20 protein-coding genes, 3 tRNA genes and 1 pseudogene are annotated in these 21,053 nt (G+C 60.5%); 15 read left to right on the top strand and 9 right to left on the bottom strand.

Annotated elements, in window-relative coordinates; translation table 11 throughout:
* Positions 1 to 707: 707 nt before the first annotated feature.
* Positions 708 to 832, bottom strand: a tRNA-OTHER gene (locus MA09_RS24400).
* Between the two features lie 103 nt (positions 833 to 935).
* Between MA09_RS24400 and MA09_RS23920 the strand changes: the two genes are divergently transcribed.
* From MA09_RS23920 to MA09_RS00610, 6 genes are all read left to right on the top strand, one after another.
* Complete coding sequence (locus tag MA09_RS23920) at positions 936 to 2,051, top strand: GTP pyrophosphokinase family protein (protein ID WP_081897342.1); 1,116 nt, start codon at positions 936 to 938, stop codon at positions 2,049 to 2,051.
* 152 nt (positions 2,052 to 2,203) lie between these two features.
* Positions 2,204 to 2,596, top strand: coding sequence for a hypothetical protein (locus MA09_RS24395; RefSeq protein WP_152594509.1), 393 nt, complete (start codon positions 2,204 to 2,206; stop codon positions 2,594 to 2,596).
* Between the two features lie 46 nt (positions 2,597 to 2,642).
* Entirely contained in the window at positions 2,643 to 3,710 is a 1,068-nt protein-coding gene (locus MA09_RS23915) for a replication initiation factor domain-containing protein (protein ID WP_081897341.1), read from the top strand.
* A complete protein-coding gene (locus tag MA09_RS23910; RefSeq protein WP_081897340.1) occupies positions 3,707 to 3,949 on the top strand; it encodes a DUF4224 domain-containing protein in 243 nt (80 codons plus the stop codon). The genes MA09_RS23915 and MA09_RS23910 overlap by 4 nt, the downstream gene beginning before the upstream one ends.
* Positions 3,858 to 4,985 (top strand): tyrosine-type recombinase/integrase, encoded by a 1,128-nt coding sequence (locus tag MA09_RS00615; protein WP_229440505.1) that lies wholly within the window; start codon positions 3,858 to 3,860, stop codon positions 4,983 to 4,985. The genes MA09_RS23910 and MA09_RS00615 overlap by 92 nt, the downstream gene beginning before the upstream one ends.
* 165 nt (positions 4,986 to 5,150) lie before the next feature.
* Complete coding sequence (locus MA09_RS00610) at positions 5,151 to 5,747, top strand: hypothetical protein (RefSeq protein WP_161783181.1); 597 nt, start codon at positions 5,151 to 5,153, stop codon at positions 5,745 to 5,747.
* A 37-nt stretch (positions 5,748 to 5,784) separates the two neighbouring features.
* On the opposite strand, the gene MA09_RS23510 is transcribed toward MA09_RS00610, so the two are convergent.
* The 3 genes from MA09_RS23510 to MA09_RS00595 form a co-directional block, all read right to left on the bottom strand.
* Positions 5,785 to 6,564, bottom strand: a complete 780-nt coding sequence (locus MA09_RS23510) for an HNH endonuclease (protein WP_051933056.1) — start codon at positions 6,562 to 6,564, stop codon at positions 5,785 to 5,787.
* Between the two features lie 112 nt (positions 6,565 to 6,676).
* Positions 6,677 to 6,767, bottom strand: a tRNA-Ser gene (locus MA09_RS00600).
* Positions 6,768 to 6,844: 77 nt separating this feature from the next.
* On the bottom strand, positions 6,845 to 7,171 hold the full coding sequence (locus tag MA09_RS00595) for a helix-turn-helix domain-containing protein (RefSeq protein WP_152594507.1): 327 nt from the start codon (positions 7,169 to 7,171) through the stop codon (positions 6,845 to 6,847).
* Between the two features lie 86 nt (positions 7,172 to 7,257).
* Between MA09_RS00595 and MA09_RS00590 the strand changes: the two genes are divergently transcribed.
* On the top strand, positions 7,258 to 7,623 hold the full coding sequence (locus MA09_RS00590; protein ID WP_036244377.1) for a VOC family protein: 366 nt from the start codon (positions 7,258 to 7,260) through the stop codon (positions 7,621 to 7,623).
* 24 nt (positions 7,624 to 7,647) lie between these two features.
* A complete protein-coding gene (locus tag MA09_RS00585; RefSeq protein WP_036244375.1) occupies positions 7,648 to 7,938 on the top strand; it encodes a KTSC domain-containing protein in 291 nt (96 codons plus the stop codon).
* Between the two features lie 80 nt (positions 7,939 to 8,018).
* Here the strand turns inward: MA09_RS00585 and acs are convergent, their stop codons facing one another.
* On the bottom strand, positions 8,019 to 10,016 hold the full coding sequence (gene acs / locus MA09_RS00580; RefSeq protein WP_036244372.1) for an acetate--CoA ligase: 1,998 nt from the start codon (positions 10,014 to 10,016) through the stop codon (positions 8,019 to 8,021).
* A 204-nt stretch (positions 10,017 to 10,220) separates the two neighbouring features.
* On the opposite strand from acs, the gene MA09_RS00575 reads away from it, so the two are divergent.
* From MA09_RS00575 to MA09_RS00555, 5 genes are all read left to right on the top strand, one after another.
* On the top strand, positions 10,221 to 10,823 hold the full coding sequence (locus MA09_RS00575; protein ID WP_036244371.1) for a TIGR00645 family protein: 603 nt from the start codon (positions 10,221 to 10,223) through the stop codon (positions 10,821 to 10,823).
* 34 nt (positions 10,824 to 10,857) lie between these two features.
* Positions 10,858 to 12,393, top strand: coding sequence for a fumarate hydratase (locus MA09_RS00570; protein WP_036244370.1), 1,536 nt, complete (start codon positions 10,858 to 10,860; stop codon positions 12,391 to 12,393).
* 95 nt (positions 12,394 to 12,488) lie between these two features.
* Complete coding sequence (gene murI / locus MA09_RS00565; protein WP_036244368.1) at positions 12,489 to 13,355, top strand: glutamate racemase; 867 nt, start codon at positions 12,489 to 12,491, stop codon at positions 13,353 to 13,355.
* 74 nt (positions 13,356 to 13,429) lie between these two features.
* Positions 13,430 to 13,505: transfer RNA gene (locus MA09_RS00560), tRNA-His, on the top strand.
* Positions 13,506 to 13,635: 130 nt separating this feature from the next.
* Positions 13,636 to 15,231, top strand: coding sequence for a sensor domain-containing diguanylate cyclase (locus tag MA09_RS00555; protein ID WP_051933054.1), 1,596 nt, complete (start codon positions 13,636 to 13,638; stop codon positions 15,229 to 15,231).
* A gap of 45 nt (positions 15,232 to 15,276) precedes the next feature.
* Here MA09_RS00555 and MA09_RS00550 read toward each other — a convergent pair whose 3' ends face one another.
* From MA09_RS00550 to dusA, 4 genes are all read right to left on the bottom strand, one after another.
* Entirely contained in the window at positions 15,277 to 15,678 is a 402-nt protein-coding gene (locus tag MA09_RS00550) for a YXWGXW repeat-containing protein (RefSeq protein ID WP_036244367.1), read from the bottom strand.
* A gap of 171 nt (positions 15,679 to 15,849) precedes the next feature.
* The gene (locus MA09_RS00545; RefSeq protein WP_036244366.1) at positions 15,850 to 16,194 is read right to left on the bottom strand and encodes an energy transducer TonB; all 345 of its coding nucleotides are present in this window, start codon (positions 16,192 to 16,194) and stop codon (positions 15,850 to 15,852) included.
* A 77-nt stretch (positions 16,195 to 16,271) separates the two neighbouring features.
* Positions 16,272 to 18,083: a methyl-accepting chemotaxis protein gene (locus MA09_RS00540; protein ID WP_229440504.1), complete on the bottom strand. Its 1,812-nt coding sequence runs from the start codon at positions 18,081 to 18,083 to the stop codon at positions 16,272 to 16,274.
* 344 nt (positions 18,084 to 18,427) lie between these two features.
* On the bottom strand, positions 18,428 to 19,384 hold the full coding sequence (dusA, locus tag MA09_RS00535; RefSeq protein WP_081897338.1) for a tRNA dihydrouridine(20/20a) synthase DusA: 957 nt from the start codon (positions 19,382 to 19,384) through the stop codon (positions 18,428 to 18,430).
* A gap of 276 nt (positions 19,385 to 19,660) precedes the next feature.
* On the opposite strand from dusA, the gene MA09_RS00530 reads away from it, so the two are divergent.
* Together MA09_RS00530 and MA09_RS00525 are read left to right on the top strand one after the other, a co-directional pair.
* Positions 19,661 to 20,635: a flagellin gene (locus MA09_RS00530; RefSeq protein ID WP_036244361.1), complete on the top strand. Its 975-nt coding sequence runs from the start codon at positions 19,661 to 19,663 to the stop codon at positions 20,633 to 20,635.
* A 235-nt stretch (positions 20,636 to 20,870) separates the two neighbouring features.
* Positions 20,871 to 21,053 (top strand): annotated as a pseudogene (locus tag MA09_RS00525) (Lateral flagellin); the annotation flags it as partial.

Genomic DNA, 21,053 nt, shown 5'->3' with positions numbered 1-21,053 from the left:
CCACGAAACAAATAAAAATGGCGACCCGAGGGTGGCTGACTTCCATTCTGTCCCTCGCGGCGCATGCAGGGATTCGCCCACGTTCCGCGGGCCGCCCTTTCGCAAGTATGCGCAAGGCTTCGAATCCCCACGCAAGGCGCGCAGACGCCTTGCTTCTCTCCGCCATGAAACACACAAAAATGGCCACCCAAGGGTGGCCGACTTCGACTCCGTTCACGGCAGCGCAAGCAGGGATTCGCCCACGTTCCGCGGGCCGCCCTTGCGCGAGTACGCGCAAGGCTTCGAATCCCCCACGCAAGGCGCGCAGGCGCCTTGCTTCTCTCCGCCATGAAACACACAAAAATGGCCACCCGAGGGTGGCCGACTTCGACTCCGTTCACGGCAGCGCAAGCAGGGATTCGCCCACGTTCCGCGGGCCGCCCTTGCGCGAGTACGCGCAAGGCTTCGAATCCCCCACGCAAGGCGCGCAGGCGCCTTGCTTCTCTCCGCCATGAAACACACAAAAATGGCCACCCGAGGGTGGCCGACTTCGACTCCGTTCACGGCAGCGCAAGCAGGGATTCGCCCACGTTCCGCGGGCCGCCCTTGCGCGAGTACGCGCAAGGCTTCGAATCCCCCACGCAAGGCGCGCAGGCGCCTTGCTTCTCTCCGCCATGAAACAAATAAAAAATGGCCACCCGAGGGTGGCCATTTTCCATTTGTGTTCCTGGCGGAGAGAGGGGGATTCGAACCCCCGATAGGCTATGAACCAAGTTGCGAAATCAAAAAAGATTCAACATTTTCAGTAACTTAGGTCATTACCTTGTTCGCTATTTGAATCTTCAACTACTCCAGATTGAGAGAGTGGCTGCAGGACCAGCACTGCGCCAATAGCGCAACAGTAGACGCAACCAGTGACAAGTGGTAACCTTTCTTTAAATCAATAAGGATGCCACATGCCTACTAAGCCTACCGTTGAAGATTTGCAACTGCAGTATCAGGATTATTCTAGTAAGGCCGAACGGCTTCGTACGGCATTAGTTGAGCAAGTCAACCGGTTAGTTGACGCTAACGGCTTAACGCTCGGGGTCCCAATTGAGAGCCGACTCAAAACGTGGTCATCACTGGAAGAAAAACTGAGCCGTAAGTCCTTAGAACTTAACCAGATTACAGACCTTAATGACTTGGTTGGTGTTCGCATCATTCTTCTTTTCAAGAAAGATCTGATCCAAGTAGGTAAGTTATTAGAGGAAACATTTACCGTCTCCAGTAAAGAGGATACGGGCTCACGACTTGACGATGGGCAGTTTGGATACCAGTCGCAACATTACATTCTGAGCATCCCGGAAGCGTGGTCTAAGATCCCTACATTTGCAGATCTGCAAGGGCTGAAGGTAGAAGTACAAATACGTACACTTGCTCAGCATATTTGGGCAGCAGCGTCGCACAAGCTGCAATACAAACAGGAAGAAAGTGTTCCTCCGCCTTTGCGACGCGCGATTTATCGCGCTTCTGCACTTCTAGAAACTGTCGATCTTGAATTTGAACGTGTACTTGAAGAGCGTCAGACATACATTAACGCAAGTACAAATAAGGTCATACCTGACGAGCATCTCAACGTAGATCTTCTTTCGACAACTTTGGAAAAGTGGTTCCCTGCGCAGAACCGCACGGGTCATGAACAATATGGTGAGCTTTTGGTCGACTTGATGCATTTCGGCATCACGACTATGGAAAAGCTGCAGAAATTGTTAGAAAAGCAGACTCCTACAGTGCTTAAAGCAGATCAAGAAAAAGCTGCTAATCGGCTTAAAGATCAGTCGATCTCTGACAGGATGCGTGAACGGCTCGAAAAAGGAATGTTCTGGTCACATACCGGCCTCGCTCGACGCGCCCTCATACTTGAATTTGGCGCGCCAGCTTGGGACTTATATCAAAAAGAGAGAGACGATCCGCAACCAAGCAAAAGTACCGCAGTTCGTAAGCCTCGAACCGCTGTGAAGCCATTACCTCCTCAAGAACCAAAAAGTAAACCTGCACCACGTCGTCGAGTAGCAAAGAAACCGCAATAAGTCGCGCAAATCCTTCGTTATCCACGGCGCCGCTCGCCGCCCCATGACCAGGGCAAGAGCGGGCGGCGCGGTGGGTAACGTGGCCACCCGCGCTTGACAAGGGTTGTTGAAAACCCCTTCCCAGTCTATCCTGTCAACTTCAAGGAGTGAAGATGGCACGACGAGACAAATACCCTACCCCACCTGCTGAAAACGTACATCCGCCTGAGCGCGCTCAAGAGCTCGTACGCGTCGCTAACGATGCATTAAACCGTTTTACCGGAACAGCCGACGAGTTAGAGAAAGCACTCGGCATGCTGATGTTAGGCGACTACCTCGGCTGGCGGGTCCTGGTGATTATTCACAACAAACGGACGATCCGAAAGTATGAAGAGATCCTTGCAATCTCTGTTCGTGAGTTCTTCCCTGAAGAAGGTCCGATTGCGATGCGGTCGCTGGGCTACAGTATCGCTACAGAGCTTGGCAACTTCTGGAAGGTCGTCAGTGGCGACATCCCTGTAGAGGACCGACGCGAACTCGCGAACACGAATGGCACAAAGGGGTAGCCAATACCCTTGACAAGGGGTATCCACTACCCATAGCATAGGGGACATGAATACCCCTATGCACTTATTTCCTCTTTCGGGACAATCTGCACCTGGCTCGGCAGCGGCCGCCGCTGCGGCCGCAAACGAGCCTGGTGCGCCCCTCCCCCCGTCTGGTAATACGGGGGGAAAGTTTCCATCGAACGAGCCCGAGGCAGTCCACCCTTACGCAGCACTCACCGACTACTTGAACTGCACGTTTGCGTTTGGTGACTTCGTAGATGCGCTACCAAAGTTCATCCGTCAGCTAATAGACGTCTTAGGTGAGAAGTTTGGCCCGGTTGTCGAACGTACTGGAAAGGGGCATATCGGGTATCAAAAGTCGTTTGTCCTTGGCTGCACTTCGGCCTTGTTCGCCTATGGTGGTCAACGTGGTACCGCTCTCATCAGCCTTCCAGGCGAGGCGTGCTCAGTCATCAAAGACTGGCAAGCTGTTCTGAATCTCTTCTCATCGTTCCCGTCTTCTCGCATCACCCGCTGGGACGGTGCAGTTGACGATTTCACTGGCTTTCACTCGGTGGACTACGCGGTTGCTTGCTACTGGCGTGGCGACTTCAACGCCGGTGGGAAAGCTCCTTCTTGCAATCAGAATGGCAACTGGATTCAGCCTGACGGTTCAGGCCGCACTTTATACGTTGGAAAGCGTAAGAACGGCAAAATGCTCCGCGTGTATGAAAAGGGTATGCAGCTTGGGCAGCGCTGGCATCCTTGGGTCCGCTGGGAGGTCGAGCTTCACAATGTAGATCGAGTCATCCCGTGGGAGGTCTTGCTCGAGCCCGCGCGCTACGTTGTTGGCAGCTACCCGAAAGCGCTTTACTGGGTGCAGGAAGAAATGTGCAAGATCAGGACAATTCAGAAGCAGACGCAACTCAGCTATGAGCACTTGGTCGAGTACGCAAGCAGAGCATATGGCCCGCTGCTCAACGTGATGCGTGACGTGGAAGGCAATTCAGATGCGGTTCTAGAGCGGCTGTACCGAATCGGTACGCCTCGTCGCCTGCAACATCCGCTTGTCGACTCGCACGGCGAATTCATCCAACCAAGTAGCAAAGATAAAGACGAGGTTAAGGCATGAGGTCAGCTCATCCCATGTTTCTTTCTAAAGAAGAGCTACATGCGCTCACGAACCGAGTTCAGTACGCTGCGCAAGTTCGAACCCTACGGGCCATGGGGATACAGCACTGCGTACGGCCTGATGGCTCTATAGCAGTGATGCGTAGCCATGTTGAAGCGCTATTTGGAATTCAAGCCCGTACTACTGCACGTACATCTGTCGAGCCAAATTGGGGAGCCTTGCATGCCGCGTCCACGTAGGCCACAAAACAAAGGCCTTCCAGCCCGGTGGCGCTTCGATCACGGCGCGTACTACTATCAGGTTCCCATCGGTGCAGAAGGAGCTTGGGACGGCAAACGGTCTTTCCGTCTTGGGAAGACTCTGCCTGAAGCATACCGGACCTGGGCTGACCGAATCGGCAGCGTAGACCACGCCGGCACAATTGGCGCACTCCTGGACCGATACGCACTAGAAGTGATCCCAACGAAAGGCGTGTCGACGCAGGCACATAACCGAGTGGCGATCAAACCTCTTCGTGCCGTCTTTGGCGACGTTCGCTTACACGATTTGAAGCCCCGACATGTTTACCTGTACGTTGAGAAGCGGTTGGCCAAGACTGCTGCGCGGCGGGAGATTGAAATTCTGTCGCACGCCTTCACGAAGGCCGTTGAGTGGGGTTATCTCGACAGGCATCCCTTTAAAGGTGAAATTCGTCTCGCGGGAGAGAAGCCGCGCGAGAGGTATGTTGAGGACTGGGAGGTCGTGGAATGCTTGGCGCTCTCGGCACGCAGGAACGTCGGGAGTGTGAAGGCTGTTCAGGCCTACATTCGAATCAAGCTGCTGACCGGTATGCGGCGCGGGGACCTGCTCCGGCTGACTGTGTTCGATCTCAAGGAAGACGGGATCCATGTCTGCCCACGTAAGACACAAGGGACAACAGGGAAGCGTCTGATCATTCGCTGGTCTGATGAACTCCTTGGTGCAGTTCAGTTAGCGAAGGATGTTCGCCCGAGCAGTACCTCTGCCTACCTCTTCTGTACACGGACCGGCGACTGCTATTTCGATGAAGAGACGGGGCGGGCTGGCGGTTGGGACTCGATGTGGCGAGGGTTTATGACGCGACTGCTTACAGAAACAAAGGTCGTTGTTCGCTTCACCGAACATGACTTGCGCGCCAAGTGCGCGAGCGATGCGAAGACATTGGAGCACGCGAGGGCATTGCTGGCCCATGCCGACGGACGTCTGACTGACCGCGTATATCGCCGGAAACCCGAGACCGTGGATCCGTTGCGTTAGTTGTAGCCGAACCACCTGCTCAGTTATCATTCCTATTGGCCGGATCGAGGCCTGGCAGCCCACCTAGCGCACCCGGACGGGACGATCACCTTTACATTTCTTGAGATCCTCTTTATTGCGGGATTCAGTAGTGGGCGCTGGACTTACCGCATGAAGGAGTTTCTCATGCATACAGAGCACGTATTTTCGTCGGTCGCCTTCGGGAAGTGGAAGCAACAAGCACGTGACTTAAAGCGATCGGGTGACTTATCACATCACCAAGCGCTAGATCTCATTGCAAAAGCAAATCGCTTCAGGGATTGGCATCATGTCGTCACTGAGGCTAAGCTCAATCGCATCAGTGAAACAGCTTTTCGCTCTGGCCTTGTGGTTGCATACGACATTAAAGATGCGACAGAGAGCTGGGTTCCCGATGAGTCATTTGTTGACGATTCACGTGTTTACCTCTTCTGTCAAAACGACATCCTTGCATGGTATCGACGCGAAGATGAAGAGGTCGAGGATGAGGAAAAGCGTGCTATCCCAAGCGATCCGGTTGAATACATGGAAGATTTCGAGGAGTGGTGTATGAACATCCACTTCTTCCGATACGTTGGCCCGAGTTTGCCCTCTGCACCGCGACAGGTCTTGCCACTGCTGGACGAGAGATGCTTCTTTGCTCCGATGTTCTTCTGGCATGGCGGGAAGTTCATCGATCCTTGGCGGGACCTAGCGGTGAACAATGTCCTGGACATGAGTGGAGAAAGCGAGCCCGACCATTAACAAAAGTCGACCGTTCGTAGATACGCTTCTCGGCGTTCTAACTAACCTCGGCGAGTTTGGTGTGCGCGAGATCCCATTGTTGTGCCAGCGCTGCGCCTGACGGCCATTGAGCCAAATCCAGCGGAAGCATTAGAGGAGCTCCGGTTAGGACTCGGTATGTCGGGTCTTTGATTTCGGGGCTCACCCAAACTGTTCGGGTCTTCGGATCTACTGCAATCAGCCCCAAGTCCCACAGAGTGTGAATGTCAGCGCGCAGCAGCAGCCCATTCGTCACGGAGTTCGTTTCCGGTCCCAGGTATGGCGTAATGTGTGCGGCCTCGAGGAGGGGTGTAACGGCACAGCCAGTAATCGCACAGTGCCCACCATAGGCGGCAATCAGGGTCTTCCTGAACTTCTGCTGCCCTCGTCGCTGTACGATTTCTCGCAACACTCGTGCGCGTGCGTCCTCCTGATTTTTCGGATCAAACGGCTCACTTAACGCGGACTCGATTTTTGTTACCTGCTTTCGATGCGGTCCATACTCAGCCTGCTTCTCTTTACGAAGCGAGCCAATAGCCTCCAGGTATTTTTGATAGTTGCTGAGCGCAGCAGCGTACATCCCGTTACCGGTCTCATTCCGATCAAGGAACTCAGGGGTCTTCCTTAACTGCTCAGAAAGGGCAACGAACTCCGACAGATCAGGGATCTCTGCAATCGGCTTGGTCGTGAGTCCGTGAGTGCGGGCCCAGGTGGTCAAACGTCCTTTGATCGCACCTCGGTAGCTATTAGCAGATTTCTCGGAGAGCCCTGCCGATTTCATCCATTCCACAAAATCCATATCGCTTGCTCAAAATATATTGAACAAGCAAGATAGCATCGATTTGAATAGCGCACATCAAATCTATAGCGCAAATGCAAAGGGCCGCTCGAAAGCGGCCCTTATAAATGCTTGGCGGAGAGAGGGGGATTCGAACCCCCGATAGGCTATGAACCTATACACGCTTTCCAGGCGTGCGACTTAAACCACTCATCCATCTCTCCTGATGGGGTTTCGTGTGTCCACGAAGCCGCCTATTATAACAAGGTTTCTCTACTGTACAAGACTGTTCCGTCATCTGTCATGCCGCAGCCTCAACCGGCCAGCGCCGGCGCCACGGTCGCAGCACTTGCCGCACCGGGTTCAGCTGCGTGCCGACCTCGTCCTCTCCCACCAGCCCGCGCCGCTTGAGGTGCCGCAGCGCCACCTGCACCGCCGACTTCGACAAGCCCGTCTTGACCGCTATCGCCTGCAGGCTCGCCGGCACCTGGTCCCGCCCGAGCGCCTCTGCACTGTGAAGCAGATAAAGATACACGACAAAGGCCGCCGGCCGTCGGTCATGTCCAACCAGATCCGGCATCAGGACCTCGAACACGTAGGCATCCAGCGAAGACTGTCGGGTAGTCATGAATACTATAGTAATCAAACGCGCACTCAGCCGCGAGTCTGCCACGATAATGCTCGCCACGACAACCACAACTAGAACGAAGCACCATGATCACCCGACTGAAATTCGTCAGCATCCCCGTCTCGGACCAGGACCGCGCCCTCGCCTTCTACACCGAGAAACTCGGCTTCGAGATGTCGACCGACCAGCCGATGGGCCCGGGCAAGCGCTGGATCGAGCTGCGCATCGCCTCGTCCGGCACGCGCGTCGTGCTGTTCACGATGGACGGCCAGGAAGACCGCATCGGCAGCTTCTTCAACGGCGCCTTTGCCTGCGACAATGTGGAAGCGACCTATCGCCAGCTGCGCGGGCGCGGCGTCGACTTCGTCGAGCCGCCCACCGTGCAGCCGTGGGGCTCGTTCGCGAAGTTCCAGGACCCGGACGGCAATACCTTCGTGCTATCGTCTTCCTGATAGAGGCGCGGACAGGAGAGCATCATGGAAATGAAGAAAATCAACGCCGGCAAGCTGCGCGCGATCGGCTATGACGCACGCGAACGCAGGCTGCACGTGGAATTCGACGACGGCAGCGCCATCGACTACGACGCCGTCGGTCTTGACGTCTGGCGCAAGCTGTCGAGTTCCAGTTCTGCCTGGAGCTATTACCGCGACAACATCGAGGAAGAGTTCACCGGCCGCCGCGGCCGCGCCGCCGTGGTTCCCGACAAGCAAGCCCGCGATCGCGAAGCCCTGATGAGAGCCTTCGGCGGCGAGCCGGACGGCACATAAAACAACGCCGCCCTGTCGCAACAGGGCGGCGCTGCTCGAGACCTTCAGGCGCCCGCCGGCTCAGACGGGCGACTCAGCCATCAGGCCGTTTCCTTCAGCTGCTCCAGGATCGCCGGGTTTTCCAAGGTCGACACGTCCTGGGTGATGTTCTCGCCCTTGGCCAGCACGCGCAGCAGGCGGCGCATGATCTTGCCGGAGCGGGTCTTCGGCAGGTTGTCGCCGAAGCGGATTTCCTTCGGCTTGGCGATCGGGCCGATCTCCTTCGCCACCCAGTTGCGCAGCTCGGCTGCCAGCTTCTTGGCATCCTCGCCGCTCGGACGGGCCTGCTTCAGCACCACGAAGGCGCAGATCGATTCGCCAGTGGTTTCGTCCGGCTTGCCCACGACCGCCGCTTCCGCGACCAGCGGGTGCCCCACCAGGGCCGATTCGATTTCCATCGTGCCCATGCGGTGGCCCGAGACGTTCAGCACGTCGTCGATGCGACCCGTGATGGTGAAGTAACCGGTGTCCTTGTTGCGCACCGCGCCGTCGCCGGCCAGGTAGTAGCGGCCGCCCAGTTCTTCTGGGAAGTAGCTAGTGCGGAAGCGGTCCGGGTTATTCCAGATGGTGCGGATCATCGACGGCCACGGACGTTTCACGACCAGGATGCCGCCCTGCCCGTTCGGCACGTCGGCGCCGGCCTCGTCCACGATGGCGGTCATGATGCCCGGCAGCGGCAGCGTGCACGAGCCCGGCACCAGCGGGGTGGCGCCCGGCAGCGGAGTGATCATGTGGCCGCCGGTCTCGGTTTGCCAGAAGGTGTCGACGATCGGGCAGCGTTCCTGGCCGACGTTCTTGTAGTACCACATCCAGGCTTCCGGATTGATCGGCTCGCCGACCGAACCCAGCAGGCGCAGGCTCGACAGGTCGAAGTTCTTCGGGTGCACCTTTTCGTCCACGTCCGAGGCCTTGATGAGCGAGCGGATCGCGGTTGGCGCGGTGTAGAAGATCGAGACCTTGTGCTTGGCGATGGTTTCCCAGAAGCGGCCGGCGTGCGGATAGGTAGGCACGCCCTCGAACACGATCTGGGTGGCGCCCACAGCGAGCGGGCCGTAGGCGATGTAGCTGTGGCCGGTGACCCAGCCGATGTCGGCCGTGCACCAGTAGACGTCGTCCGGCTTGATGTCGAAGGTCCACTTCATCGTCAGCGCGGCCCACAGCAGGAAGCCGCCGGTCGAGTGCTGGACGCCCTTCGGGGTGCCGGTCGAGCCGGAGGTGTAGAGGATGAACAGCGGGTGCTCCGCATCCACCCATTCCGGCTCGCACTCGCTTGATTGGTTGTCGACCAGCTCGTGCAGCCAGAGGTCGCGGCCTTGCTGGAAATTGATGTTGCCGCCGGTACGCTTGTAGACGATGACGTCGCGGATGCTGTCGCAGCCGCCCATCGCCAGCGCCTCGTCGACAATGGACTTCAGCGGCAGCGACTTGCCGCCGCGCTGCTGCTCGTCGGCAGTGATGACGGCCACGGCGCCGGCGTCGATGATGCGTTCCTGCAGCGATTTCGCCGAGAAGCCGCCGAAGACCACTGAGTGGGTGGCGCCGATGCGGGCGCAAGCCTGCATGGCGGTGACGCCTTCGATCGACATCGACATGTAGATGATGACGCGGTCGCCCTTCTTGATGCCGCGGCTCTTCAGGCCGTTGGCGAACTTGCAGACGCGCTCATGCAGCTCGCGGTAGCTGACGCGGGTGCTGGCGCCGTCGTCCGCCTCGAAGATGATGGCGGTTTTATCGGCGTTGCCGTTGGTCAGATTGCGGTCGAGGCAGTTGTACGACGCGTTCAGCTGGCCGTCGGCAAACCACTTGTAGAACGGCGCATTCGATTCGTCGAGGGTGCTGGTAAATGGTTTCTGCCAGTCGATGTTCTCACGCGCGAGGCGCGCCCAGAAACCTTCGTAGTCGCTGGCGGCCTCGGCGCACAGCTTTTCGTAGGCTTCCATGCCGGAGATCGCGGCCTTGCCCGCGAACTCGGCCGGAGGTGGGAACACGCGGCTTTCCTGCAGGGTAAATTCTTCTTGCTGGGTCTCGTTCTCGGCCATGCTAGTCTCCATCGTAGTAAGTTTTACCGGACACCTTAGGCGCGCTGGCTTACTGAGCCCTTACATGAACCACCACATCGCGCCCGCTGCTGGAGTGCCATTCTACCAACGACATCGCAAACCCGCGAAGGAACCCGCAAAGGCGTGCTGGCGGGTGTAGAATGCTCGGCTGTATTTGTCCAGCATCAAGGAACCTACATCCCGATGGCGCAGTTAATTCCTCCAAACGAAGCAAAAAAGCTCAGTCCGCTTAACAACCTGATCTTCGCCAGCCGCTGGCTGCAGCTGCCGCTGTACCTCGGCCTGATCCTGGCGCAGTGCGTGTACGTGTTCCACTTCTGGGTCGAACTCAAGGACCTGATCGGCGCGGCGATGGGCAATGCCGCTTCGCTTGCCCATATCCTGGACGTCGTCACCGTACCGGGCGCCACGCGTCCGACCAAGCTGACCGAAACCACGATCATGCTGGTGGTGCTCGGCCTGATCGACGTGGTCATGATCTCGAATCTATTGATCATGGTGATCGTCGGCGGCTACGAAACCTTCGTGTCGCGCATGCACCTCGAAGGCCACCCGGACCAGCCCGAATGGCTGTCCCACGTGAACGCCTCGGTACTCAAAACCAAGCTGGCGATGGCGATCATCGGCATCTCGTCGATCCACCTGCTGAAGACCTTCATCAACGCGGCGAACTACAGCACCGACACGATGATGTACCAGACCATCATCCACATTGCTTTCCTGCTGTCGGCCATGGCCATTGCCTATACCGACCGCATCGTCATGACCACGCATACCAAGCACTGAGCGAAACATTCATCCCTCCTGATCGAGAACTTCCATGGCAACCGTTATCACCCAGAGCGACCTCATCGAATCGGTCGCGGCAGCCCTCCAGTACATCAGCTACTACCACCCGGCCGACTATATCCAGCACCTGGCGCGCGCGTATGAGACCGAGCAAAGCCCGGCCGCGAAGGATGCGATCGCGCAGATCCTGACCAACTCGCGCATGTGCGCCGAAGGCAAGCGCCCGATCTGCCAGGACACCGGCATCGTCAACGTGTTCCTGAAGATCGGCATGAACGTGCGCTTCGAAGGCTTCACCGGTTCCGTGACCGACGCCGTCAACGAAGGCGTGCGCCGCGCCTACGGCTTCGCAGACAACAAGCTGCGCGCATCGATCGTGGCCGACCCGCACTTCGAGCGCAAGAACACCAAGGACAACACCCCGGCCGTGGTCCACATGGAACTGGTCGAGGGCGACACTGTTGACGTGAAGCTCGCTGCCAAGGGCGGCGGCTCGGAGAACAAGACCAAGTTCGTCATGCTGAACCCCTCCGACTCGCTGGTCGACTGGGTCCTCAAGACCGTGCCGCTGATGGGCGCCGGCTGGTGCCCGCCGGGCATGCTGGGCATCGGCATCGGCGGCACCGCCGAGAAGGCGATGCTGATGGCGAAAGAGTCGCTGATGGAAGACATCGACATGTACGAGCTCAAGCAGCGCGGCCCGCAAAACAAGCTGGAAGAGCTGCGTATCGAACTGTGCGACAAGATCAACGCGCTGGGCATCGGCGCCCAGGGCCTGGGCGGCCTGACCACCGTGCTGGACGTGAAGATCAACATGTACCCGACCCATGCGGCTTCCAAGCCGGTGGCGATGATCCCGAACTGCGCCGCCACCCGCCACGCCCACTTCGTGCTGGACGGCTCGGGCCCGGCCTACATCGAACCGCCGGCGCTCTCCACCTGGCCGGACGTGCAGTGGACCCCGGACACCGAAAAATCGAAGCGCGTCGACCTGAACACCCTCACCAAGGAGGAAGTGGCGTCGTGGAAGCCGGGCCAGACCCTGCTGCTGAACGGCAAGATGCTGACCGGCCGCGACGCCGCGCACAAGCGCATCCAGGACATGCTGGCCAAGGGCGAGCCGCTGCCGGTGGACTTCACCAACCGCGTCATCTACTACGTCGGCCCGGTCGATCCGGTGCGCGATGAAGTCGTCGGCCCGGCAGGCCCGACCACCGCGACCCGCATGGACAAGTTCACCGAGATGATGCTGGACAAGACCGGCCTGATCTCGATGATCGGCAAGGCCGAGCGCGGGCCGCAAGCGATCGAAGCGATCCAGAAGCACAAGTCGGCCTACCTGATGGCGGTCGGCGGCTCGGCTTACCTGGTCTCGAAGGCGATCAAGTCGGCCAAGGTCGTCGGTTTCGAGGACCTGGGCATGGAAGCGATCTACGAGTTCGAAGTGACCGACATGCCGGTCACCGTGGCCGTGGATTCCACCGGCACCTCGGTGCACAACACCGGCCCGAAGGAATGGTCGGCCAAGATCGAGTCGCTGAAGGGCATCCCGGTCGCAACGGCCTGAACTCGCCGCATCTCCGTAGGGTGGGCGGCTCGTAATTGGGGCCACTGGCCCCAATTACCCCACCCACCCGCTCAACCGACGCTCGCGCCGCCAATATGGTCTCCCCTGCCAACAAACTCGACGCCCCGATCGGCATTTTCGACTCGGGCGTCGGCGGCCTCTCGGTGCTGCGCCACATCCAGGCACAGCTGCCGAACGAACACCTCCTGTATTTCGCAGACTCCGGTTTTGCCCCCTACGGCGACAAGCCGGTAGACGTCGTCATCGAGCGCGTCCTCGGCATCGGCGCCTTCCTGGTGGCGCGCGGCGTGAAAGCCCTGGTCGTGGCCTGCAACACCGCCACCGTCGCCGCCGTGCGCATCCTGCGCGAACGCTATCCCGACATGCCGATCGTCGGCGTCGAGCCCGGCCTCAAGCCTGGCGCGGCGAGCACCCGCAACGGCACGGTCGGCGTGCTGGCCACCGAGCGCACGCTCGCCGGCGAAAAATTCCTGCTGCTGCGCGACCAGATCGTCGCCGCGACCGGTACGCGCTTCCTGCTGCAGCCCTGCGTGGGCCTGGCCGACCAGATCGAGTTCGGCGAACCCGGCGCGCCGGCGCTGGATGCGATGCTGGAGCGCTACATCGCCCCGCTGCTGGCGCAAGGCGCCGACACCCTGGTGCTCGGCTGCACCCACTATCCGCTGGTCCAGGCCTCGATCGAGGGGGTGATCCGCCGGCATACGGACGCCCAAGTGACGCTGATCGACACCGGCGACGCGGTGGCGCGCCAGCTGACGCGCCTGCTCGAGGCGGCGGGCCTGCTGCATGATCGTGACGGCGAGGCATCTCTGACCGGTTTCACCAGCGCCAGCGGCACCGCCCTGTCCGCCGCCTTTGCCAGCCTGCTGGGCCAAAATCCTCCCGTGCACGAGCTTGCGATCGGTGCGACGCTCTCGAAGCCGACAGGGGCGCACATTTAGACTTGCCAGTTCGGGAAGCGCTTTGTATAATCTTGTTCTGTCTCGGAAACAGCGAGACATGCAGCAAGACAGTGGTGGCTGTAGCTCAGTTGGTAGAGTCCAGGATTGTGATTCCTGTTGTCGTGGGTTCGAGTCCCATCAGCCACCCCAAGAATTCAAGCGAAAGCCCAGTCTTCGGACTGGGCTTTTTGCTTTACGGGCGCTCGCCTCGACTTTTCCATGTGCCATGGGTATCCTCGAAGTTCTGCCCCCCCCCCCTGTCACGTCCGTGGCGTCCCTGATGACCCTACAGCACCCCGCTTCCACACCCATCACCAGCCTGACGGCCAAGAAGCGCCCGGCGGTCAGGTATGCGATCCGCGTGCTGCTGCTGTTCTGCGTGCTGCTGGTCGCGGCCCAGGCCTGGAGCGCCTGGAGCGCGCGCCAGAGCCGCCTGGCCGAGCATGCGGCCGCGACGTCGAACATGGCCAATGCCCTGGCGGCCCAGGCCGAGAGCACGGTGCGGATCGTCGACACGGTGCTGGCGAGCGTGGTCGAGCGGGTCGAGCATGACGGCATGTCGCCGGCGTCGTCGGACCGCCTGCGCACGCACATGCGCAACATGGTGCTGCAGGTGAAGGAGCTGCACGGCTTGTTCGTCTACGGCGCCGACGGCAGCTGGCTGGTGTCGTCGATCGAGCGTCCGATCGCCGGCAACAATGCCGACCGCGAGTACTTCCAGTACCACCTGAACCACCGCAGCCGCAACACCTACATCGGCAAGCCGATCCGCAGCCGGTCGAGCGGTGTCTGGATCCTGCCGGTGTCGCGCCGGCTCGACAATCCCGACGGCAGCTTTGCCGGTGTGGCGCTCGGCACCGTCCAGATCGCCTTCTTCGCCGAACTGTACGAGAGCTTCGACGTCGGCACGGAAGGCGTGGTGCTGCTGGCGCACGATGACGGCACCCTGATCTACCGGCGGCCCTTCAACGACAAGCTGATCGGCACCAGTGTCGCTGCCGGCCCGGTCTACCAGATGTACAAATCGAGCGGCCCGGTCGGCACTGCGATGCTGCGCTCGCGCGTCGACGGCGTCGTGCGCCTTTACAGCTACCGCCACCTGGGCGGCTTGCCCCTGATCGTCGCGACCGCGCAATCCAAGAAGGAGATCCTGGCCGAGTGGAACCAGTCGACCCTCTTCATGTCCGGCGCTACCGTGCTGGTGGTGCTGCTGCTGGCCGGCGTCGGCGCACGCCTGGTGCGCCAGATCATGATCCGCGACCAGCTCGAGGCCGAGCTGCGCATCGCGGAGGAGCACCTGCAGCAGCGCAACCAGGAGCTGACGGTGCTGGCCACCCGCGACGCCCTGACCGGCCTTGCCAACCGCCGCCATTTCGAGGAGACGCTGCGCCTCGAACTCAAGCGCGCCCGGCGCAACGGGGCGCCGCTGTCGCTGGTGCTGCTGGATGTGGATTTCTTCAAGCCGTACAACGACCGTTACGGCCACGTCGCCGGCGACGATTGCCTGCGCCAGGTGGCGGCGGCGCTGCGCGGCGGCCTGGCCCGGCCGACCGATCTGGCGGCCCGCTATGGCGGCGAGGAGTTCGCGATCGTCCTGCCCGCGACCGGCCAGGTCGGCGCCCGCTACCTCGCCGAGCGCCTGCGCCTGACCATCATGGAACTCGGCATCGCGCATGCCGACAATCCGCCCGGGATCGTGACCGTCAGTGCCGGCACCTGCACCTTCCACGCCGCAGCCGGCGACAACGACGATCCGGAAGCCCTGGTCCAACGGGCCGACGCCCTTCTCTACCGCGCCAAGGCCGAGGGTCGCAACCGCGTCTCGACCGATCTCGGCAATACCGGCATGGCGCCGCCGCCCGAGTTCTCCATATGAAAAAACCGCCTGCGGTGCAGGCGGTGTCGTGTTCAACCGATGCGATCAATAGCGGTACGGGTTGTGCGGGCGGGCGTCGTAGCGGTTCGGGACGCCGTCGCCGTCACGGTCGCGCCGCGCCATGCGGTGGCTGTCGCGGACCCAGCCGCCGCGGTCCATGTACCAGCCGTTACGGTCCTGGCGCCACATCGGCTGCTGGTAGACGTAGCCGGCACGCACCCGCTCGTAGTGGCCGTGTTCCCACACGTAGCGGCGGCCGTTCCAGTTCCAGTAGCCGGGCACCCATTCGTAGCCGCGGCGGGCGGCGGGGATCGACTCGTGGCGCGGCGGCGGCGGCGCCTTGTGCACCACGATCACTTCGGTGCGTCCCTGGGCCTGGGCCTGGACCGGCGCGAAGGCTGCGGCACTGATCAGGACAGCTGCGGTAGCGGCAAGAATCGCTTTCATGGTACTTCTCCTTTCGGTTGGTGTTGGAAGCACTATAGCCAGCCTCGACCGCACAGGAGAGAAATGAAAGAAGTTCTTACACTCGAAACATGCTGCTATGAAAATGTAACCAAGGGGGAAAACAAAACAGCCGGCGCGAGGCCGGCTGCTCTGGGTGGGACGACAGCCTGATTAGTCCAGCTTCCAGGCGTAGTCGACCTTGGTCCAGGTCTGGGCCGGTGCGCCATCCTTGGTGCCCGGCTTGAACTTGCACGACGACAGGCCTTTCAGGGCTGCCTTGTCCAGGTTCTTGAAGCCGCTCGACTTCTCCAGCTTCGACTCGGCCACGGTACCGTCCGCGTTGACCAGGAACGAAGCCGAGGTAGTGCCCTGCTCTTCGTTCATCAGCGATGCCTTCGGGTATTCGACCGCGCACTTCTTCGGGTCGAACGATGCCGGCACTTCGGCAGCGAAGCTGGCGCCGGCGGCGGTGGCGAGGGTCATTGCAGCGATCAGTTTCACGGTCAGGTTTTTCATGGTTTCCCCTATAAGGTTATTGTTCAAGGTTGCAGTCTCACCTGCTTGCCGGCCCGCAGACCGGCACTTCTTCTTTCTTAGAATTCTTCCCACTCGTCGCTGGCGACGGTGGCGGCCTTCTTTGCCTTGGCAGCCGGTGCGGCCGGTGCTTCATCCTGCGCGGCAGCCGGTGCCGGCTTCGACGCCGCCGTTGCCGATGCGGCAGGCTTCTTCACGGCGGGCTTCTTCAGGGCCGGAGCCGGACGCTTGGCGGCGGCCGGGCGCACCACGACCGCGGTGCTGGCGGCCGGGGCGGCGTGCGCCTCGGCCTGGTACTGCTCGCCCTCGCTCAGCTTGAAGATGCTGACGACGCGGGCCAGTTCGCTTGCCTGGTCCTGCAGGCTCTGCGCGGCGGCAGCAGCCTCTTCCACCAGGGCAGCGTTCTGCTGGGTCATGCTGTCCATCTCGATGATCGACAGGTTGACCTGTTCGATGCCGGCGCTCTGCTCGGCGCTGGCGTTGGCGATGTCGCTCATGATGTCGGTCACGCGCTTGACGCTCGCCACCACTTCATCCATCGTCACGCCGGCCTGGCCGACCAGCTTGCTGCCGCGCTCGACCTTCTCGACGGAGTCGCCGATCAGGGTCTTGATTTCCTTTGCCGCCGCCGCCGAACGCTGCGCCAGGTTACGCACTTCCGATGCCACCACCGCGAAGCCGCGGCCCTGTTCGCCGGCACGTGCCGCTTCGACCGCAGCGTTCAGCGCCAGGATGTTGGTCTGGAAGGCGATGCCGTCGATGACGCCGATGATGTCCGAGATCTTGCTGGCCGAGCTGTTGATCTCGCCCATGGTGCCGACCACTTGCGACACCACTTCGCCACCCTTGCGGGCCACTTCCGACGCGGTCGCGGCCAGGGCATTGGCCTCACGGGCGTTGTCGGCGTTCTGCTTGACGGTCGAGGTCAGTTCTTCCATCGCCGAGGCGGTCTTTTCCAGTGAGCTGGCCTGCAGTTCGGTACGCGAGGACAGGTCGATGTTGCCGGCTGCGATTTCACGCGAGGCGGTGCCGATGGTTTCGGTGCCGCGGCGCACCTGCTCGACGATGCCGACCAGGCTGTTGCGCATTTCCTTCATTTCCACCAGCAGGCTGCCGCGGTCCGAGTCTTCGGTCTCGATCGCCACGGCCAGGTCGCCGTGGGCGATGCTGGCGGCGATCTTGGCGGTGTAGGCCGGCTCGCCGCCCAGCTGCTTGCGCAGGCTGCGCGAGATCACCCAGGCTGCCGCCACGCCCATGGCGACGGCGGCGACCAGCATGATGATCATGAAGTTACGGGCGTTTTCGAATTCCGCCTGGGCATCGGTCTTGCTCTGGGCGTTCTGCTTCTCTTCCAGGGCGGCCAGCTGGTCCAGCGCTTCGGTCCACTTCTTCTGCACCGGGCGCACCTCGCGGATCATGACGCGGGTGGCGTCCATGGCGTTGTTGGCCAGGTAGAGTTCCGAGGCCCTGGCAATGGCGGGCATGGCTTCGCCTTCGAACTGCTTGATCTGGGCCAGCAGGGCTTTTTCCTTGTCGGTGGCGTGGGCTGCGAACAGCGCCGACAGTTTTTTCTGGGCTTCTTCGTACTTGCGGGTCTGCTCCTTGAACTTGACCATTTCCGGTTCCATGTCGGCCGGGTCGGTCATCAGCGTCAGGACGCGCAGCGAGGCGACGCGGTCGCTGACGTTGTTGCGCATCTCGATGACCAGGCTGGTCGAGACATTGCTCACGCTGACCACCTTGTCGAGACGGTCCTGGATCTGCGCCATGCGCAGGATGCCGACCACGGTCACGGCGATCAGCAGCACTAGCACCAGTGCGAAACCGAGCGCCAGGCGGGTACCGACCTTCAAGTTATTCAAAAAAGCCATTTTTACTGTTCATCCCTGTATTTATTGATCGAAATTCGCCCGGGTCCTTGCGCCGTGCGACGCGTGTCATAAGCAGTCACATGCTTACGGAATTCTGACAGGATAAATCAAAAATTCCACGCGGAAATGTGAAATTGACACAGGCATCCGAACTGTTTCAGCTCAACAACAGAGTTGATGTTCATTAACCTGTAGGGAGCGAATGAAATTATGCGTGCAGACTTGCCGCACGGCAAGCATTGGCTAGGCTGACTATACAAATTGTGCGGCAAATTGTGTCATTTTGCCGACAGGAAACAAAAAAGGCGTACCGAGTACGCCTTTGGAGAGAGGAGAAGCGCGGTTCAGGCCGCGACCGGCATCCGTGCCGCCGCCTGCAGCAGCAGGGCCGGATCGGCACCCGCCAGCATCTTCGGATCGGAGAGCAACTGGCGGAAGGCGCGCGCGCCAGGCAAGCCGCTCATGATGCCGAGCATATGCCGCGTGATGCTGTTCAGCTTTAGCCCGTGCTGGCCGTACAGGCGCAACTGCTCGCCAATATAAGGCACCATGGCTTCCAGTACCTGCACCCGGGTTTTCAGCGGGGCGTCGGCGTCGCCGTAGAACCGGCGGTCCCAGTTCGCCATCACCCAAGGGTTGTGGTAGGCCTCGCGCCCCAGCATGACCCCGTCCACGTGCTGCAGGTGCAGGGCAATCTCCTCGTCGGTCTTGATGCCGCCGTTGATGATGATTTCCAGTTCCGGGAATTCGCGCTTGAGCTGGTAGGCCACTTCGTAGCGCAGCGGCGGGATCTCGCGGTTCTCTTTCGGCGACAGGCCCTTCAGCACGGCATTGCGGGCATGAACGATGAAGGTCTTGCAACCGGCGTCGGCAATGGTACCGATGAAGTCGCGCACGAACCCGTATTCCTCGTTGTAGTCGATGCCGATCCGGTGCTTGACCGTGACGTCGATCGAGACCGCGTCGCGCATCGCCTTGACGCAATCGGCCACCAGTTGCGGCTCTCCCATCAGGCAGGCGCCGAAGGCGCCCTTCTGCACCCGCTCGGACGGGCAGCCGCAGTTCAGGTTGATCTCGTCGTAGCCCCACTGCTCGCCCAGCTTCGCGCTTTTCGCCAGGTCGGCCGGGTCGCTGCCGCCCAGCTGCAGGGCGACCGGGTGTTCCACCCCGTCATAGCGCAGGTGGCGCTCGACGTCGCCGTAGACCAGGGCGCCGGTGGTGACCATTTCTGTATACAGCCAGGTATGGCGGGTGATGTGGCGGTGGAAGACGCGGCAGTGGCGGTCGGTCCAGTCCATCATGGGGGCGACCGAGAGACGGCGGCTGCGGTAAGGGGAAGTGGCGGTGGTCACGGGGCTTCTATATATATACGGTTGCGAAACGAGGGCGACATGATAGCGCTAAACGGCTGGCACCGTTCGGGGAGCGCGCGCGAGATGAACTTTTCGCAAAAGCCAAAAAGAACTTTAAAAAAATTTCCGTGTGGCACTTAATCGACTGGCGGAAACGGTCGTCTTGTACTTGTGAGAGCGCGACGAGCGCGACCTCCCACCAGATTCTTAATTCAGGAGTTCACCATGCTGAGCCTTCACACCAACGCCGCGACCCTTTCTGCGCAAAATTCGCTGGGCCGTACCCAGTCCTCGCTGTCGACCTCGATGACCCGCCTGTCGACCGGCTACCGCATCAACTCGGCCATGGACGACGCCGCCGGCCTGCAGATCGCCACCCGCCTGAAAGCCCAGACCAGCGGCATGGCCGTGGCAATGCGCAATACCCAGAATTCGATCTCGATGCTGCAGACCGCCGAAGGCGCGCTGAACGAAGTCACCAACATCCTGACCCGCATGAAGGACCTGGCTACCCAGGCAGCCGACGGCTCTTCGTCGGACGATGACCGCACCGCAATGCAGGGCGAATACACGTCGCTGACGAACGAACTGACCAACATCGTCAAGAACACCAGCTTCGGCGGCACCGCGCTGCTCAACAACGCGTCGGGTAAGCTGGCCTCCACCGTGTCGTTCCAGATCGGTTCGGCCAGCACCGAACAGATGGACCTGAATGTAACTGCCGAACTGAACGCTATGCACAAGGCAATCCACAGCGCAACGGGAGCGTTTGACGGCGGCGCCATCGACGTCAACGCCGCAGGTACTGCTTCGACCTGGACCAGGGTGAACGTGAACGGCAAGGAACTTCTGGCGACCACGGCAGCAGAGTTCAACACTGCTCACGGTGGCACGGCTGGCGTCGATCGTACCGGCACCGAGAACGCTAACTTGAATATCGATCGCCTGAAAACCGCAATCGAAGGCGTCAGCACCGTCCGCTCGGCACTGGGCGCCGCTGCCAACCGCCTGGATCACGTCTACAACAACCTGGCCAACGTCAGCACCAACACCAAGAACGCCACCGGCCGCATCCTGGACGTTGACTTCGCCACCGAATCGTCGAACATGACCGCCAAGCAGATGCTGATGCAAGCCGGCACCGCGATGCTCAAGCAGACCAACAGCATGTCCTCGATGGTCATGTCGCTGCTGCAGTAATACTCGCTTCCCGGCTAGCCGCCGCGGCAGTATCGAAGGCCAGCCTCTAAGGGCTGGCCTTTTACATTTGGTAAATCATCATGACTCAAGGGACGACGCGGTATCAAGGTTCTCATCTCGAAGTTTAAAAAGATTTCCGTGTGGCACTTAATCGACTGGCGGAAACGGTCGTCTTGTACTTGTGAGAGCGCGACGAGCGCGACCTCCCACCAGATTCTTAATTCAGGAGTTCACCATGCTGAGCCTTCACACCAACGCCGCGACCCTTTCTGCGCAAAATTCGCTGGGCCGTACCCAGTCCTCGCTGTCGACCTCGATGACCCGCCTGTCGACCGGCTACCGCATCAACTCGGCCATGGACGACGCCGCCGGCCTGCAGATCGCCACCCGCCTGAAAGCCCAGACCAGCGGCATGGCC

This window comes from Massilia sp. BSC265, from assembly GCF_000740675.1.
Lineage (GTDB): Bacteria > Pseudomonadota > Gammaproteobacteria > Burkholderiales > Burkholderiaceae_D > Telluria.
Note: the sequence above shows the minus strand (reverse complement) of the source record. Positions and strands in the feature narration are given on the sequence as shown.